Genomic DNA, 19245 nt, shown 5'->3' on the forward strand with positions numbered 1-19245 from the left:
ACCCACAGACGCACCCAAACCAGCAGACACATCAGCGACAGCACCCAGCCCGGCACCCACAGACGCACCCAAACCAGCAGACACATCAGCGACAGCGCCCAGGCCGGTGCCCACGGTGGCGCCGAGGTCGACGGTCGTTTCCAGGCCGGTCTCGATGTCGGCGGCCGTGGTGACGGCTGCGGCGGTGGTGGCGGCTACCGAGGTGGTGGCGACGGTGGTCACCGAGGCGGCGGCGGTGTTGAGGGCGGTGAGGGTGGAGGTGCAGTCGGTGGAGAGGGCGGCGGCGATGGTGGGGGCGGCGGCCGCGATCTCGGCGGGGGTGGCGGGGATGTCCGCTTCGCAGAGGACGTGGACGGGGTTGGCGCAATAGTTTGCTGCGGCTTGGGGATCACGCAGCAGGTTCAGGATGAACTCGAGGATCGCGGTGGGGTTCATTCGGGTCAGCTCCTCCAGATCGGCGCAAGCGCTGCGATCCGTACTCGTCTGTCGGTGGGTGCTTTTCACGCTTGGCCATGCGAGTGTTCGGAAAGCTAGTCCGATTCCGCAACGAAATCGTTACCGATGAAGAGTGTGACCTTTTCGGAGCCGAAAAATCGGTGTCTCCTAAATATCTCGCCGCACCCAGGCGAGGTTGCCCGCGTCGTCGGCCATGGCGGCCAAGGCGGTGAGCAGACGATCCCATGTGCCGTCGGCCTGGTAGCGGCGCTGCCGTTTCCAGACCGTCTGCCACGGACCGAATTCGGCGGGCAGCTCACGCCACGCGATACCGGTACGCAGCCAGAACAGCATCCCCTCGACCACGAGACGGTTGTTGGCGAAGTCGCGGCCCGCACGGCCCGCCGAGGTGGGCAGCAGCAATTCGAGCAGCGCCCATTGCGCGTCCGTCAGTACCCGGACGGGGTCGCCGATCGTCGTGGTCACGGCGGAATCATGCCGTATCGAGCAGCGACAAACCCAATCGATCGGCGAAATAATTGGGAGACAGGATCAGCCCGGTAGCTGCGAGAGTGCTCCCTCGACACTGCGTACGGCAGTCAGGCACGCCTCGACTGTCGTCTTGTCGATGAGCGGATGCCGGGATCTGGTGCGCCACTTGCGCGCCGCGTCGAGGGCATGGGCGCGCATCGTCGCGGGGTCGGTGTCGGCGGGTAGGCCCAGGCGCACGTGCGGGGCGACGCCGGCGCCGCCGACCAGGCGGAACAGTTCGGCGAGGTCGTCGGGCGGCAGCGGCAACTCGTCGGCGCGCAACCGGCCGAGCAGGCGCAACTCGGCGAAACCGTGCACGTCGGCGAGCAGGGTGCGCACGCGCGGCAGCAGTTCGTCGGCGGGGGTGCCGGGGTGGGCGGTGATCACCCGGTCGAGGGTGGTGAGCGCGGAATGGGCTTTGAGCTGCTCGGCGCGCTGACCGAACTGCACGTCGAGGACCCGGCGTAGTTCGTCGATGCCGCTGCGGGCACTGAGCTCGGCCGAGAGCGACGCCGCGTCACGCACGCCGGTGCGCACGAGTTCGGTGGCCATCCGCACACCGAACATGCCGAACCGGTCCAGCAATTGGGCGCGGACCAGCGGCGGTACCGGCAGTTCGATATCGGGGCGCGAGAACCGGTCGGCCGAGAGCAGGGCCAGTTCGAGGGTGTCGGCGGGCAACCCCGCCAGGGCTGCGAACGCGGCGAACTCGGGCTGGGTGAGGGTGGCGGCTGCGAAAGCGAGCAGGCCCGCCACGGGGATCACCGCCTGGCACAACCCGGTGCGTTCCAGCTCGGTGGCGAAGCGGGTTGCCACATCGCGCGCCGAATTCAGGGCGTTGATGTGGCCGGCGCTGATCTCGTCGGCCCGCGACACCACCCCGACCACACCGAGCGGACCGGCCGGACCGCCGGAACCGATCTGTTCGAGGAAGTGGACGTCGGTGGCATCGAGGCGGCGCAGCAGATAGACCACGGCGTCGGCGCCGGGGATACGCAGGGCGTCGGGTTCGACATCTGCGGGGGTGAGCAGGCGCATGGTTCGCTCGGACACCTCGTGCGACAGCGACGACGTGCCCGGCGTGTCGATGATGGTGGTGCGTGACAACTCGGCCGTCGGCCAGCGCACTTCCAGGTGGTCGACGGCGTACGTACCGGCCGGCTGCCAGCGCAGACCCGACAGCTCGAAGGTGAGACCGTGCGCCCCGGCCCCTCGGCGGACCGCCACGTTCGCCGACGCGCCGTCGGCCGCGAACGCCGTCACCGTCGGGGTGGTTCCGCTGCGGTACCAGGTGACCACGCGGGTGCATTCGGTGGCATCGGTGGGGGCGATGCTCTGCCCGACCAGGGCGTTGAGCAGCGTCGACTTGCCCGCCTTGATCGAACCGGCCAGCGCGACCCGCAAGGGCTGACGCAACCGCTCGGCGCATTCGTCGATCAACTGCCGGGCGACGGGGTCGCGCAGTTCCCGCGCGGCGGCCTCGACGAGCCGGTGCGCCTCGCCGGTCGTGGGTGCGGTGGGTGCGCCGCCGGGAGGCGGGGATTCGGGCCGATAGTGTCTCATCGGCGCGCGGCCTCCGCTTCGACCCACGCGGCGAGCATCATTCCTTCACTTAAACACACCCTCGCGCGCCGGAGCGAACACGGCATTCACCGGCGTCCGTCCTCGGCGGGCACCGGCCGCACACCGGGTGACGGCGCCGAATACGAACGCTGCCTGCCCGGCGCCGAGGTGAGCTCGAGCATGCCGTCGGCGTAGCGGCGCAGCTCGGCGACCCGCACCAGCTGGTGTTCGAGCTCGCCGCGCCGGCCCGACCGGCTGTTCACCGCCGAATTCGCCGCGTCCTGCGCGGCCTTCAGCGAGGCGTCGATCGAGCGCAGGCTGCGTTCGGCGACACCGGTGAAGTGGTCGCGCAGGGCCCGGTGGATGCGGTGCATGCGGTCCTTGGCCTCCTTGCCCGCCTGGAACGCCACATCGTCGACGAACCGCCGCACCGCCGCCTTGGCCTCGGCGCGTTTGCGAGCCAAGCGCAACTGTTTGTCGTCCTTGTAGGCCTTGCCGCCGACCAGCACACCCGCGCCGATCGACAGCGGATTCAGCAGCGCCAGACCGGCCAGTGTCGAGGCGAGACCGACCATCAGCACGCCACCGTAGGAGCCGCGCAAGCCGACGAGGACCTTGCTGGTGACGCTGATATCGGGTTCGAGACCGGCCAGGGTGCCCGCCGCCGCGCCCGTGCCCTCGGCGTCCATCGCGTTGTCCACATCGGGCAGGTCGACGGCGCTGGCCTTGCCGAAATGTTCGGCGACCCGCTCGGCCAGGGTTTCGGCCCTGGTGTGCGTCCACAGCAGGTTGTCGCCGAGGGCGGTGTCGACCGTGCCGGTGAGCCACTCGGCGATGGCCTGCCAGTGCCTGCCCGGATCGTGTTCGTCGATCCAGTCCTCGGCGGTGTGGGCCACCGCGCGGAGGCGTTCGCGCAGGTCGTGGTCGATATCGCTCATCAGGTCGGTGATGCCGTCCTGCAGGGTGTGCTGCCAGTAGCCGGAGCTGCGGCGCAGGTCCTCGGCGGCGGTGCGGGCGCGTTGCAGTTCGCGGATCGCGTCGTCGGAGCGTTCCGGGTCGCGCAGGGCGATCAGTTCGCTGCCCAGGACCAGGGCCAGATGTTCGGCCGCCGAATGCAGTTCGCGTGCCACCGCGGCCCTGGTCGACACCTGGTCGCGGGCGACGACCTGTTCCTTCAGGAACGCGAACAGCGCACCGAAACCGGACTCGCGACCGAGCTGGGCATTGCTGGTGCGCAACGCGTGCGCGCGCAGCAGCGACGACACCGGAAGCATCGGGATCTCGAGCCCCGACCAGGCGATATGCCCGCGATCGGCCTCGGCGACCTGACGCCAATGCGGATACATGTCCACCTTGGTGAGCAACACCGCGACCGTCGGACACAGCTCCTTGACCTGCCGCAGGAACGACAGCTCGGGCTCGGTGAGTTCGGTGGAGGCATCGCTCAGCAGCAGCACCGCGTCGGCGGCCGGAACCATGCCGAGCACGGCCGCCGAATACGCGCTGCTGTGGCCGCCGACGCCGGGGGTGTCGACCAGCACGATGCCCTCGCTGAGCAGCTGATTCGGCACCGCCGCCTCGATCCGGGCGATCTGGCGGCCCTGCGCGTACGGGCTGCGGGCGTCGAGGGAACCGATCTCGTCGAACGGCACCTCCACGCGGATGTCGCTCGCGCCCGGCGCGGTGAGCACCAGTTCGGCGCGCGGGACCGGGCCGTATTCGAGTTGCAGGGGGATGGTCGTGGTCTGGTCGTCGCCGACCCGGCACACATCCAGCCCGAGCAGCGCGTTGACGAACCTGCTCTTGCCCTGTTCCAGCTGACCGGTCACCACGATCCGCCTGCGCGGATCCCTGACCCGTTGCGCGACCGCCTCCAACCGGACGACCAGGTCGTCGCGGTCGGCGGCGCGCGCCGCCTCGATCGTGTCGCCGAGCACCGTCAGCAGCGGGGTGGCTGCTGACGGTGCGGCCGACGTCTTCGCCGGAGTCGTCATGACGATCCTCAGAGGAGGCCGCCGCCGAGGAGGCCACCGTCGTCGGCCTCCGGGGTGGTCGTGCTCGACGAGTCGCCGAGCAGGCCGGTGTCGGTGGCGCCGAGGCCCGGGCCGAAGGCGCCGCCCACATCCACGCTGTCCAGGGTCTCGGTGACACCGCCTGTCGCTGCCTCGGTGGTGTCGTAGACCCCGCCGGTCGCCGCCTCGGTGGTGTCGGACAGGCCGCCCGTCGCCGCGCCGGTGGTGCCGGAGGTGTCCGGTGCGGTGGTCGGCATCGGGGTGTAGTCGTAGCCGGGGACCGGGGCGTCGACCGCGTCGCCGACCGCCGAGCCGGCGCCGGTGAGGGTGTCGAACGGTTCGCCCGTGCCGACCACCTCGGTGGGCACGTCGCCCAGGAGGCCGCCGCCGGTGAGGCCTTCCACCGCGCCGAAGCCGGTCTCCAGGCCCGAGCCGACCAGGTTGCCGTCCTCGTACGGCATGGTGTGCATGGTCGGCAGCACCTCGTCGGCCAGGTCGCCTGCCACATCGCCACCGGGGAGAACCTCGCCCGGGTCACCGCCGAGGAGTCCGCCGGGCGCGTCGTCACCGGGCAGGACACCGTCGAGCAGGCCGGCACCCGTCGCGTCGCCGGTGATCGCGCCGGTCACCGCGTCGAAGGGGCCGAAGCCGGTCTCCAGGCCGGTGCCCGAGGGGTTCGGTTCACCGGGTGCGATGCCGGTGAGGCCCGCGTTGTCGAAGGTGTTGCCCAGGTCGAAGCCGAGGTCGTCGTCACTGAGGCCTGCCAGGCCCGCGGTCGAGGCCGCCGCGCCGGTGAACGCGCTGGCCGCGTTCGCCGCCGACGCCGCACCGTCCGAGGCCGCCGAGGTGGCGTTGCTGTACGGCGAGGAGTTCGTCGAACCGGTGTTCTCGTGGGTACTGCCCGTCAGACCGCTGCTGAACAGGCCCGCCACCGCGGTCGGGTTCAGCACGTCGGTCATGCCGTTCATGACGCCTCCGACACTGTCGACATTGCCGCCGACACCGGTGATGTCCTCGAAGTTCGAGCCGTTGATCAGGCCGTCGACCAGGTCGTTGCCGATCGGGCTCTGGTCGATCGCGGCGCCGACGCCGTTGGCGGTGATGTCCTGGAAGGCCGCGCCGTTGAGGACGTCGACCACACCGTCGTCGACCGCGTCGTTCAGGATCGGGCTGTCGTCGATCGCCGCACCGATGCCGTTCGCGGTGATGTCCTCGAAGTTCGCGGCGCCGAGGAGGCCGCCTTCGCCGCCGAGGAGACCGGAGGCGACGCCGCCGTCGACCACGTCGTTGAGGATCGGCACGTTCGATTCGTCGATCGCGGCACCGATGCCATTCGCGGTGATGTCTTCGAAGTTCGCGTTGCCGCCTGCCACTCCACCGTCGAGGGTGTCGCTGAGGATGCCGTCGTCGACCACGTCGTTGAGGACGTTCGACTCGTCGATCGCCGCGCCGATGCCGTTGGTGGTGATGTCTTCGAAGTCGCCGCTGAAGACGCCGCCTGCGAGGCCGGTGATGTCGCCGGTGTCGACCACATCGGACACGTCGTCCACCGCGGCGCCGATGCCGTTGGCGGTCACATCGTCGACGTCGACCACGTCGGTCCAGTCGTCGAAGTTGCCGTTGCCGACGCCTGCCGCGCCGAGCAAGCCGCCGTCGCTGTTGAGCACGCCGCCCGCACCGGCCAGACCACCGTCACCGTTGAGGACACCGCCCGCACCGGCCAGGCCACCGTCGCCGTTGAGGACGCCGCCCAGGTCGTCGACGTTGCCGCTGATGCCGGTGATGTCCTCGACGTTCACGTTGTTGAGGATCGCGCTTTCGTCGATCGCGGCACCGATGCCGTTGATAGTGGTGTCCTCGGCGCCGCCGAACAGGCCGCCGTCGCCGCCCGCTGCCAGCAGGTCGTTGCCGACGCCTGCCGCGCCGAGCAGGCCGCCGTCGCCGTTGAGCACGCCGCCCGCGCCGGCCAGACCACCGTCGCCGTTGAGGACACCGCCGGTGCCGAGCAGGCCACCGTCGCCGTCGCCGGTTACCGCACCGACGATGCCGCCGACCACATTGCCGTTGCCGATGCCGTCGCCTGCCGCCAAATCGTTGAGGACCGAGCTCTCGTCGATCGCCGCGCCGATGCCGCTGGTGGTGATGTCCTCGACGGTGTTGCCGGACAGGATGCCGCCGTCGACCACATCAGACACGTCGTCCACCGCGGCGCCGACGCCGTTGGCGGTGATGTCCTCGAAGGTGTTGCCGTTGAAGACGCCGCCCGCGCCGGCCAGGCCGCCGTCGCCGTTCAGGACGCCGCCCGCACCCGCCAGGCCACCGTCCCCGGTGAGCAGTCCGCCCGCCACACCGGCGATACCTCCGTCGACCACATCGTTGAGGACCGAACTCTCGTCGATCGCCGCGCCGATGCCGTTCGCCGTCACATCGTTGATGTTGCTCGCCACGTCGCCGACATCGACCACGTCGGTGACATCGTGGGCGCCGATTCCGGTGAGGTCGCCGCCGACGAGGCCTTCGCCGAGAGCGCCTGCCAGCACGCCGTTGCCTAGGCCGCCGAAGTTGTTCAGCGATTCGTCGACCTGGCCGCCGATGCCCTGGATCTGCACGTCTTCCCAGTTGTCGGCGATGCCGCCGAAGTTGTCGCCGATGCCGTTCACATCGTTGAGGCCCGCACCGAAAATGTTGTTCTCGCCGCCGATATTGATGTCACCCATGTCACTCACATCCCCGATTCCAAGGTCACGGTCGCCTACCACCCCGGTCACGTCGCCGACCGCGCCGACAACTCCGGTCACATCTCCCGCGATGTCACCGAAGACGCCGGTCACATCACCACCGATATCGCCGACGTCGACCGAGCCGGTCACGTCGCCGATCGTGTTCGCCAGATCCAGATCACCGATTAGTCCGGTCGCGCCGGTGATGTCACCGAACGAGCCGGTCACATCGCCGACCACCTCGCCGACGCCGGTGAGGTCACCGACCGAGCCGATCAGGTCGCCACCGACACCGGTGAAGGTGCCGGTCACGTCGCCCGTGAAGGCGGCCACGTCACCGGCGATACCGGTGAAGTCTCCGAAGAAGGCGGTGAGATCGCCGACCGAGCCGGTCAGGTCACCGCCGATGCCGGTCAGGTCGGCGACGAAGCCGGTGACGTCGCCACCGAAGCCGGTGAGGTCGCCGAAGGAGCCGGTCACGTCGCCGAACACATCGGACAGGTTGCCGCCGATGCCGGTGATGTCGCCCGCGACACCGGTCAGGTCACCTGCCACGCCGGTCAGGTCACCCGCGACACCGGTGAGCGAGCCCGTGATGTCGCCGATCGAAGCGCCGATGCCGGTGAGCGAGCCGGTGACGTCGCCGATCGAACCCCCGACGCCTCCGACCGAGCCGACCAGGTCGCCGCCGATGCTCACCACGTCACCGCCGATGCCGACCACGTCGCCGAAGCTGCCGGTAATGCCCTCGACCGTGTAGTTCCAGTCGCCGGACGCGTTCACCAGTTCGCTCACCACGCCGCTGCCGAAGCCGGTGATCTCGAGCGCGTTGTCGCTCAGGCCGGCGATCATGGCGGACCAATCGCCCGACACGCCGGTCACGTCGCCGAAGACGTCGCTCACGCTCAGGTTCTCGAACGCGCCGGACAGGTCACCGAACGAGCCGCTGATGTCGCCGATCATGTTCGACCAGTCACCGAACACATTCGTGATGTCGCTGAACGAGTCGGTGATGCTCACCAGGTCGCCGACCCAGGTGACGTCACCGGTCCCGCCGCCACCTCCCCCGCCGCCTCCGCCGCCATTGCCGCTGAGGATGTCGCCGATCGTGCCCGAGATGTCGTTACCGCTCAAAGGTCCGGTCATATCGCCCACCGTGCTGGTCAGGTCACCGGCAACGCCGGTCACGTCGATGTCGGTCAGGTCGGCGACGAGTTCGTTGTCGACGATGTCGCCCGTGATGTCGCCTGTGTCGATGAAGTCGGTGATGGAGCCGACGTTTGTGAGGTCACCGGTCACGTCGCCGACGAGGTTGCCGTCGATCAGGTCGCCGGTGATGTCACCGATGGAGCCGACGTCGGTCAGGTCGCCGGTGTTCGTGAGGTCGCCGGTGTCGATGAGATCGCCGGTGACGTCGTCGACGGAACCGACGTCGTTCAGGTCGCCGGTCACGTCGCGGACGAGGCTGCCGTCGATCAGGTCGCCGGTGATGTCACCGGTGTCGACGAGGTCGCCGGTGACGTCACTGACAGAACCGACGTCGGTCAGGTCGCCGACGAGGCCTGCGATGTTGCCCACGTTGGTGAGGTCGTTGTCGATCAGGTTGCCGGTGATATCGCCGTCGACAAGATCTCCGGTGATGTCGCCGACCAAGTCGCCGTCGATCAGGTCGCCGGTCACGTCACCGTTGACGAGGCCGCCGGTCACGTCGCCGACATTGCCCACGTCGGTCAGGTCACCGACGATGCCGGCGATATTGCCGACGTCGGTGAAGTCGTTGTCGACCAGGTCTCCGGTGATGTCGCCGACGATTCCTCCGTCCACCAGATCGCCCGTGATGTCGCCGATGCCGTTGAGATCGCCCGCCACTCCGGTCAGATCTCCGACGACGTCGCCGTCCACCAAGTCACCCGTGATGTCGCCGATGCCGTTCAGGTCACCCGCGACCCCGGTCAAATCACCGACCAGGCCACCGTCGACGAGATCGCCCGTCACGTCACCGTTGATGAGCCCGCCGGTCACGTCGCCGATGGAGCCGACGTTTGTCAGGTCGCCGACCAGGCCGCCGTCGACCACATCACCGGTGATGTCGCCGATGCCGTTGAGATCGCCTGCGACACCGGTCAGGTCACCGACCAGGCCGCCATCGACGAGGTCGCCGGTGATGTTGCCGACGTTCGTCAGGTCGCCGACCAGACCGCCGTCCACCAGGTCCCCGGTGATGTCACCGACCGAACCGTCGATGAGATCGCCGGTCACGTCACCGATCGAGCCGACACCGGTGAGGTCGCCTGCGACGCCGGTCAGATCGCCGACCAGACCCCCATCCACCAGATCCCCGGTGATGTCGCCCATCGAACCGTCGACGAGATCGCCGGTCACATCGCCGATCGAGCCGTCCACGAGGTCGCCGGTCACATCGCCGATGGCGCCGATGCCGACGAGATCGCCGGTGATGTTTCCGACGTCGGTCAGGTCGCCTCCGGTGATGTCGCCGACCAGGTTGACGATGTCGCCGGTGTTCGTGAGGTCGCCGGTGAGGATTCCGCCGACCACGTCGTTGTCGGTGACGTCACCGATCACATCGCCGTTCACGAGGCCGCCTGCGACGGCGGTGACGTCGCCGGAATTGTCGAACAGGTCGGCGGCCATGCCTGCCAGGTCGAAGTTTCCGATGAGGTCGCCGGTGCCCACGTCACCCGCGATGCCGGTGACCGCGGCGGCCAGGCCGGTAAGGCCGATCAGGTTGGCCACGTCGCCGTTGTTGGTCACGTTGCCCACATTGTCGACGAGGTCGCCGGTGACGTCGTTGTCGGTGATGCCACTGAGCACATCACCGTTCACCACACCGGCGACGATGTCGTTGTCGGTGACGTCGCCGTTCACCACGCCGCCCGTGGCTCCGGTGATGTCGCTGAGCACGTCCCCGGTGACCACACCGCCGGTGACGGCCGAAAGATCGTTGAGGAAGTCGCCGGTGATGTCGTTGTCGGTGACGTCACCGACGATGTCCCCGTTGACAATTCCGCCCGCGATACCGGTCAGGTCGCCATCGACCAGATCGCCCGTGATGTCGCCCGCGTCGACCAGATCGCCGACCACGTCGCCGTTGACCAGGCCGCCCGCCACACCGGTCACGTCACCGATGTTGTTGACAAGGTCGCCGTTCACCAGCCCGCCGGTGATGTCACCGTCGACGAGGTCGCCCGTCACGTCACCGACGATGTCCCCGTCGAGGATTCCACCGGCGACACCGGTCAGATCACCATCGACCAGATCACCTGTCACATCGCCGACGAGATCGCCGTTCACGAGACCAGCGGTGAGATCGCCTGCGACACCGGTGATATCGCCACTCGTGATGTCATCGATGACGTCGCCGTTCACGAGTCCGCCTGCGACACCGGTGATGTCGTTATCGGTGATCGAGCCGACCAGGCCGCCGATATCACCGGAGTTGTCGAGAAGGTCGCCGGTGATATCGCCGTTGACGATGCCGCCGGCAATTCCTGTGAGTCCGCCGTCGATGAGATCGCCGGTCACATCGCCGTCCACCAGGTCACCGTTCACCAGGCCCGCGGTGAGATCACCCGCAATACCGGTCACATCACCGTTGACCAGGCCGCCGGTCACGTCGAGCAGATCACCGCTGACGTCACCGTTCACCAGGCCACCTGCGACATCTCCGACCACGTCGCCGTTCACCAGGCCACCTGCGACATCTCCGACCACGTCGCCGTTCACCAGGCCGGCAGTGAGATCGCCTGCGACACCGGTCAAGTCGCCGTTCACGAGGCCGCCGGTGATATCGCCCGTGTTGGAGATCAGGCCACCTGCCACACCGGTGATGTCGCCGTCGACCAGGTCACCTGTCACGTCACCGTTGACCAGGCCACCGGTCACGTCGAGTAGGTCGCCGGTGACATCGCCGTTGATGAGCCCGCCCGCGATACCGGTCAGTCCACCGTCGATGAAATCGCCTGTCACGTCGCCGTTCACCAGGCCACCCGTGACGTCACCGATCACATCGCCGTCCACGAGGTCGCCGGTGATGTCACCGACTACGTCGCCGTTCACCAGGCCGCCGGTGATGTCGCCACTGTTCGAAATAGCGTCACCTGCAACGCCGGTGAGATCGCCCGCGACACCGGTGATTCCACCGTCGATCAGATCGCCCGTCACGTTACCGTTGACCAGACCGCCGGTTACGTCTAGAAGGTCTCCGGTGACGTCGCCGTCGATCAGGTCGCCCGTGACATCCCCATTGATGAGGCCGCCGGCAATGCCAGTCAGGCCGCCGTCGATCAGGTCGCCTGTCACATCGCCGTCGATGAGGTCTCCGGTGATGTCGCCCGTGTTGGAGACCAAGCCGCCCGCGATGCCGGTGATATCGCCGGTGTTCGTGATATCGCCGATCACATCACCGTTCACCAAACCGCCTGCGACCCCGGTCAAGTCGCCGGAATTGTCGAGGAGGTCGCCGGTGATGTCACCGTTCACGAGGCCGCCCGCGATGCCGGTCACATCGCCGGTGATATCACCGTTGACCAGGCCGCCGGTCAGGTCACCTGCCACACCGGTCAGGTCGCCGGTGTTGCCGGTGACGTCGCCGATCGAACCGATGAGGCCGCCGATATCGCCGTTGTTGTCGATGAGATCGCTTGCTGCACCGGTGAAGTCGCCGTCGATCAAGTCGCCTGTGAAATCGCCGTTGACGAGTCCGCCGGTGATGTCGCCGACCACGCCACCGATGGCGCCCGAGTTGTCGAAGAGATCGCCGGTGATATCGCCGGTGTTGTTCACCAGGCCGCCTGCCACGCCTGTCACGTCACCTGTGCCGGTGATGTCACCGACGGAGCCGATGAGGCCGCCGATGTCGCCACTGTTGTCGATGAGATCGCCGGTGAGATCCCCTGCGACACCGGTGATGTCACCGTTCACCAGACCTGCGGTGAGGTCGCCCGCAACGCCGGTCAGGTCGCTGTTCACCAAGCCCGCGGTGAGGTCACCAGCCACGCCGGTCAGGTCGCCGTTCACCAAACCGCCTGCGATAGCGGTGATGTCGCCGTTGTTGGTGAGGTCGTTCAGTACTCCGCCCGAGTTGTCGAGCAAGTCACCTGCGACGCCGGTCAGGTCGCCGCTGTTGCCGGTGATGTCACCGACCAGCTCGCCGGTGTTTGTGATGTCGCCGATCGTGCCCGAGTTGTCGACCAGATCGCCTACCACGGTGCCCGAGTTGTCGATTAGGTCGCCGGTGATATCACCGTTGACGAGGCCACCGGCTACACCGGTCAGATCACCCGCCACACCGGTCACGTCCAGCAGGTCGCCGGAGATATCGCTGATATTGCCGACGTTCGTCAGGTCGCCGACGGTCCCGTCGATCAGATCGCCGGTCACGTCGCCGTTCACGAGGCTGCCGGTCAGATCGCCCGCCACGCCCGTGATGTCGCTGATATTGCCGACGTTGGTGAGGTCGCCGACAGTTCCGCCGACCAGGTCACCGGTCACGTCTCCGTTGACGAGCCCGCCTGTCACACCGGTGATGTCGCCGACGATGTCGCCGGAGTTGTCGAGTAGGTCGCCGGAGATATCGCCATTGTTGCCGACGGTACCGATAACGTCGCCTGCGATTCCCGTCAGGTCGCCGCTGTTGCCGATGTCGCCGACCGAACCGACGAGGTCGCCCGCGACGCCGCTGATATCGCCGGTGTTGTTGACCAGTCCGCCCGCGACTCCGGTGATCGTGCCGGTGTTGTCGATGAGGTCGCCGGTCACATCGCCGTTGACGAGGCCACCGGCCACACCGGTCAGGTCGCCTGCGATGCCCGTGATGTCGCCGTCGACCAGGTCACCGGTGATGTCGCCGCTGTTGCCGACCGTGCCGATCACGTCGCCAGCGATGCCGGTGATCGTGCCGGTGTTGTCGATGAGGTCGCCGGTCACGTCACCATTGACGAGGCCACCGGTGACGTCGCCGACCGTGCCGTCGATCAGATCGCCGGTCACATTGCCGTTGACGAGTCCGCCTGCCACACCGGTGATGTCGCCGATATCGCCCGTGTTGCCGATCAGGTCACCCGCCACGCCACTCACGTTGCTCAGCAGATCGCCGCCGACGCCAGTGACGTCGCCGACGACGCTCGGGTCACCGGCGATCCCGGTGAGATCCCCTGCGACACCGGTGATGTCACCTGCGATGCCAGCCAGATCCCCTGTGTTGCCGGTGATGTCGCCGACCGAGCCGACGAGGTCGCCCGCAACACCGGTGAAGTCGCCCGAGTTGCTGAGCAGGTCACCGGCGACACCACTCACATCACCGACCGTGTTGGTCAGGTCGCCGGTATTGCCGGTCAAGTCACCCGCGATGCCCGTCACGTCCCCGGCAAGGTCGCCGCCGACTCCGGTCACGTCGCCGAAACCGCTGAGATCACCCGCGACACCGGTCAAATCGCCTGCGACGCCGGTGAGGTCCCCGGAGTTGCTGAGCAGGTCACCCGCGACACCACTCACATCACCGACCGTGTTGGCCAGGTCGCCCGAATTGCCGGTGAGGTCGCTGAGCAGGTCACCGCCGACACCCGTCACGTCACCGATCGAACCGACCGTGCCGGTCAGGTCGCCTGCCACGCCGGTCAGGCCACCCGCGATGCCGGTGAGGTCACCGGTGTTGCTGATCAGGCCACCCGCGACGCCGCTGACGTCACCGATTGTGCCGGTCAGGTCACCCGCGATACCGGTGAGATCGCCCGAGTTGCTGAGCAGGTCGCCCGCCACACCGCTTACATCACCGACCGTGTTGGTGATGTCGCCTGCGTTGTTGACGAGGCCGCCCGCGATTCCGGTGATATCACCCGAGTTGGCGGTGAGGTCGCTGAGTACGTCACCGCCGACACCGGTGACGTCACCGATCGAACCGACTGTTTGCGTCAGGTCGCCCGCCACACCGGTGAGGTCGCCGGAGTTGCCCGTGAGGTCACCCGCGACACCCGTCACGTCCCCCACGAGGTCGCCGCCGACACCGGTCACGTCGCCGATCGAACCGACAGTGTTGGTCAGGTCGCCCGCAACTCCGGTGAGATCACCCGCGATCCCGGTCAGGTCCCCGGAGTTGCCGGTGAGGTCACCCGCGATGCCCGTGAGGTCGCCAGCAACCCCAGTGAGGTCTCCTGTGTTGCCGGTGATGTCGCTGAGCAGGTCGCCGCCGACACCGGTGAGATCGCCTGTTACGCCGGTGATGTCGCCGATCGAACCGACATTGCCGGTCATGTCGCCGATGGTGTTGGTGAGGTCGCCTGCCACGCCCGTCACGTCGCCGATGGACCCGACGGTTTGGGTGAGGTCCCCGGCGACGCCGGTCACGTCGCTGATATTGCCGACCGTCTGGGTGAGGTCACCCGCGACGCCGGTCAGATCGCCCACGGTGTTGGTCACGTCGCCCACAGAGCCGACCGCATTGGTCACGTCACCGACCGTGTTGGTCCAGTCGCCCACGGAGCCAACGGTTCCGGTTACGTCACCGACAGTCTGGGTGAGGTCACCCGCGACACCCGTCACGTCGCCCACCGAGCCGACGGTGTTGGTCAGGTCGCCCGCCACACCGGTGAGATCGCCCGCGACGCCGGTGACATCGCTGATGTTGCCGACGGTCTGCGTCACATCGCCCACCGAACCGATGACATCGCCTGCGACTCCTGTCACGTCGCCCACCGAACCGAGGACATCGCCCGCCACGCCCGTCACATCACTGATCGAACCGACCGTGTTGGTGAGATCGCCTCCGACACCGGTCAGGTCGCCCGCGACGCCGCTGACATCGCCCACAGTGTTGGTGAGATCGCCTGCCACACCGGTCACATCGCCGATGGACTGGGTGAGGTTGCCGACCGTGTTGGTCCAATCGCCGACGGACCCGACCGTATTGGTGAGGTCACCGGCCACTCCGGTCACGTCGCCGACTGAGCCGACCACGTCGCCGGCCACCCCGGTAACCGAGTTGGTGAGGTCACCAGCGACCCCGGTCACGTCGCTGATATTGCCGACAGTGTTGGTCACGTCTCCGATGGTGTTGGTGAGGTCGCCTGCCACACCGGACACATCACCCGCGATGCCGGTCAGATCGCCGACGGCGTTCGTCACGTCACCGACCGAGCCGACGGTGTTGGTGAGATCGCCTGCGACTCCACTTACGTCGCCGACGGAACCGACCAGATCGCCCGCGACGCCTGTCACGTCACCGGCGACTCCGGTCAGGTTGCCCACCGTGTTGGTCCAATCACCGACGGAGCCAACAGTGGTGGTGAGGTCGCCCGCTACACCGGTGACGTCGCCGACGGTATTCGTAAGGTCGCCGACCGAGCCGACAGTGTTCGTAAGGTCGCCGGCCACACCGGTCAGGTCTCCGGCCACGCCCGTGACGTCGCCTACCGAGTTCGTCAGATCCCCTGCTACGCCCGACACGTCGCTGATCGAGTTGGTGAGATCACCCGCGACCCCGGACACGTCGCCGACCGTGTTGGTTACTTCGCCGACCGAACCAGCGATGCCCGTGATATCACCTGCCACGCCGGAGAGCTCGTTCGTCACATCACCGACCGAGCCGACGGTGTTGGTGAGATCCCCTGCGACGCCGGTGAAGTCGCCCGCTACGCCGGTCAGATCACCCGCGATGCCGGTTACGTCGCCGACAGACTGAGTGAGATCGCCTGCCACACCAGTGACGTTGTTCGCGACATCGCCCACCGAACCGACGGTGTACGTGAGATCGCCGACGACCCCGGTCACGTCACCCGCCACACCGGAGACATCGCCCGCGACGCCAGTCAGGTCGCCCGCGACACCGGTCACGTCGCTGATCGAGCCCACCGTGTTGGTCAGGTCGCCGGCCACACCAGTGATGTCTCTGATCGAACCGACATCGGTGATGTCGCCGACCGAGCCGACCGTGTTGGTCAGGTCGCCGCCGACACTGCCGATATCTCCGACCACGTTCGTCAGGTCACCGACCGAGCCGATGGTGTTGGTGAGGTCGCCCGCGACGCCGCTCACGTTGCCCACGACGCCGCTCACGTCGCCCGCGACGCCGGAAACATCGCCGACCGAACCAATCAGGTCACCGCCGACCACGTCACCGCCGACATTGCTGATCGAACCGATGTCGCCCGCGACACCGGTCACGTCGCCTGCGATGCCGGAGACTTCACTGACGGAACCGACAAGATCGCCTGCGACACCGGTGGTGTCACCGACGGTGTTCGTCACGTCGCCGAAGGTGTTGGTGAGGTCGCCCGCTACGCCGGTCACCTCGCCGACCGAACCCGCGATGCCGGTGATGTCGCCGACGGAGCCGAGGACATCGCCGCCGACGGAACCCACATCGCCGACCACATTGCTCACGGAACCGATGTCGCCGGCCGTGCCGATGACATCTCCGGCGACGCCGGATACATCGCCGACGGAGCCGATGTCGCCGACAGTTTGGGTGAGATCGCCGGCCACACCGGTGATCTCGCTGATCGAACCGAAGTCGCCACCGACGGCGGTCAGATCGCCAACGGTGTTGGTGACCTCGCTGATCGAACCGAATTCGCTGATCGTGTTGGTGAGGTCGACCGCCACACCGGAGACGTCGCCGACTGACTGCGAGACATCGCCGACGGAGCCGATACCGCCGTCGAGAACGTCGCCCATAGAGCCGATGTCGCCGACCGAACCCAGCACATCGCCGCCGACGACATTGGTCACGTCACCTACGGAACCCACCGAACCGAAGACGTCCCCGTCGACCACATCGCCCACGACATTGGTTACGTCCCCACCGCCGACATCACCGACAACGCTGCTCACATCACCGATGGAGCCCACATCCCCGCCGACGCTGCCGATATCGGACAGCACGTCGCCCACCGACCCACCGATCCCGGTGACATCACCGACGGACCCGATGTTCTGGGTGACGTCGCCGACGGAGCCGACAACGCTGCCGATATCGCCGACCGCGGTCAGGTCCCCGACCACATCGCTCACGTTGCCGACTCCACCGACAACCTCACTCACATCACCGATCGACCCGATATCACCCACGACGGACCCAACGACATTGCTCACATCACCCACAGACCCCGCACCGTTCAACACATCCCCCACCGTGTTGCTCACCTCGCTGACCGAGCCCACCTCGTTCAGCACCTCCGACACCGAGCCCACATTCGTGACATCACCGATCACGTCACCCACAGACCCGTTGAACACGTTCCCGACGTTCGACCCGTTCAGCACCTCACTGACCCCACCGATGGTCGCGTCGTTGAGCACCTCGCTCAGGTTCTGGTCGCCCACAACCTGATTCACCACATTGCTCACATCGCCGACCGAGCCGACGCCGTTGAGCACGTTCCCGACCACATCACCGGTCGTCACATCACCGAGGACGTCTCCGACGGAACCCACGTTGGTGACACCGCCGAGTACATCTCCCACAACATTGCTCACATCACCCACGGAACCGATTCCGCTGATATCCCCAACGGTCCCGATCCCCACATTGTTTAGTGCGGAAAGGAAATTGCCGATGGCCAGCTCCTCCAGCACACGGCCCACATCGCCGATATCACTGAAATCGTTGAACATATTGCTGATCGGGCTGATGCCGTTGAGGACGCCGCTCACGCCGCCGAGGGAACCGGATACCACCGTGACGGGGGCGCTGAGGTTGCCGAGGAAGGCGTCGCCGATCTGTACGGCGTTGAAGGCGTCGGTCATTTCGGTCGCGATGTGGGCAGCCTGGTTGAGCGCGTTGATACCGGTGATGTCACCGAGAGTGCTGCCGATATCGCCGATGTTCGCACCGCTGACCAGGTTGGTCACGTCGCCAACCGTGTTGCCGCTCAGCAGATCTCCGACGTTGGCACCGCTGATGAGGTTGGTGACGTCGCCGATCGTGTTGCCGCCGCCGATCACATCGCCGATTCCGGTGACGTCACCGAGGTTTCCGACGGTGTTGGTCACGTCGCCGAGACCGCTGATGTCGCCGACCGAGTTGGTCAGGTTGCCCACGTTGTTGAGCGTGTCGCCGAGACTGCCGATATTGCTCAGCACATCGCCCACGTTGCCGACGTTCGCGATGTCACCGAGATTCACCCCGCCCAGATTTGTCCCGTTGAGCACATTGCTGAGGGGATTGCCATTGAGCACATTGCTCACGGGATTGTTGAGCACATCGCCGGTGAGAATATCGGGGCTGAAAATCTCGTTGTCCCCGTTGCCCTGATTATTCGTCGTGTTGCCACTGTTGGTGTTGGTGGTGTTGCCACTGTTGTTGTTGGTGGTATTACCGCCGGTACCTCCGCCAGGTCCACCTGGTCCGCCGGGACCACCGGGCCCTCCGGGTCCACCCGGCCAACCGCCGGGTCCTCCCGGTCCCCCGGGCCCTCCGGGTCCACCGGGCCGGCCACCACCCCCACCACCGCCGGGTCCACCGTGACCCCCGCCGCCATGACCACCACGACCACCGGGCCCGAACCCACCCTGCCCCGGCCCGAACCAACGCCCCGGCCCGAAGAACATCGACGGCCCGGCCCCAGCCCCATAGAACCCGGCACCATGACCACCACCCCCGAACCCATGACCTCCCCCATCGCCACACCCGACGATGCCCCGCAAAGGCGCACTGCCCGCATCGCACACGCCGCGCGCCACCATCGGCGCGCAGGCGGCAATGTATTCGGGGGTCGCGCACAGCTGCGCCTCCTCGATGACCTTGTCCGGCGCGTTGCAGTACGCCGCCGCGGCCTTAGGATCGCGCAGCAAATCGAGAATGAACTGCAGGATCGCGTTCTCCAAGGGTGTGGTCATCGGAATCAGCTCCTCCGGGATCGGCTAGATGTTTCGAAGCTATGGCCGATGGGCACCCCCTCGTAACGGGGCAAATCCCTATTCATCGCAGGGGGTGCCCGTTAGGGGATCGAGGGCCGGTAGGGGATCGG

Annotated in this window: 5 protein-coding genes; all 5 read right to left on the reverse strand. The window is 67.2% G+C overall.

Annotated elements, in window-relative coordinates; genetic code table 11:
* On the reverse strand, positions 1-435 hold a 435-nt coding region (locus ACWEVR_RS09580; protein WP_452466511.1), incomplete at its 3' end, for an IniB N-terminal domain-containing protein.
* Positions 436-603: 168 nt separating this feature from the next.
* Positions 604-921 carry a transposase gene (locus ACWEVR_RS09585; RefSeq protein ID WP_452466512.1) on the reverse strand — a complete coding sequence of 106 codons (318 nt, stop codon included), beginning with the start codon at positions 919-921 and terminating at the stop codon, positions 604-606.
* Between the two features lie 66 nt (positions 922-987).
* On the reverse strand, positions 988-2529 hold the full coding sequence (locus ACWEVR_RS09590; protein WP_452466513.1) for a dynamin family protein: 1542 nt from the start codon (positions 2527-2529) through the stop codon (positions 988-990).
* A gap of 86 nt (positions 2530-2615) precedes the next feature.
* Positions 2616-4523, reverse strand: a complete 1908-nt coding sequence (locus ACWEVR_RS09595; RefSeq protein ID WP_452466514.1) for a dynamin family protein — start codon at positions 4521-4523, stop codon at positions 2616-2618.
* An 8-nt stretch (positions 4524-4531) separates the two neighbouring features.
* On the reverse strand, positions 4532-19114 hold the full coding sequence (locus ACWEVR_RS09600) for a hypothetical protein (protein WP_452466515.1): 14583 nt from the start codon (positions 19112-19114) through the stop codon (positions 4532-4534).
* Between the last annotated feature and the right edge of the window lie 131 nt (positions 19115-19245).

Source organism: Nocardia sp. NPDC003979 (assembly GCF_053605015.1).

Coding starts and splice junctions, on each gene's coding strand:
- ACWEVR_RS09590 (WP_452466513.1), bottom strand. CDS start 2,529: ATGAGACACTATCGGCCCGAATCCCCGCCTCCCGGCGGCGCACCCACC.
- ACWEVR_RS09595 (WP_452466514.1), bottom strand. CDS start 4,523: ATGACGACTCCGGCGAAGACGTCGGCCGCACCGTCAGCAGCCACCCCG.
- ACWEVR_RS09600 (WP_452466515.1), bottom strand. CDS start 19,114: ATGACCACACCCTTGGAGAACGCGATCCTGCAGTTCATTCTCGATTTG.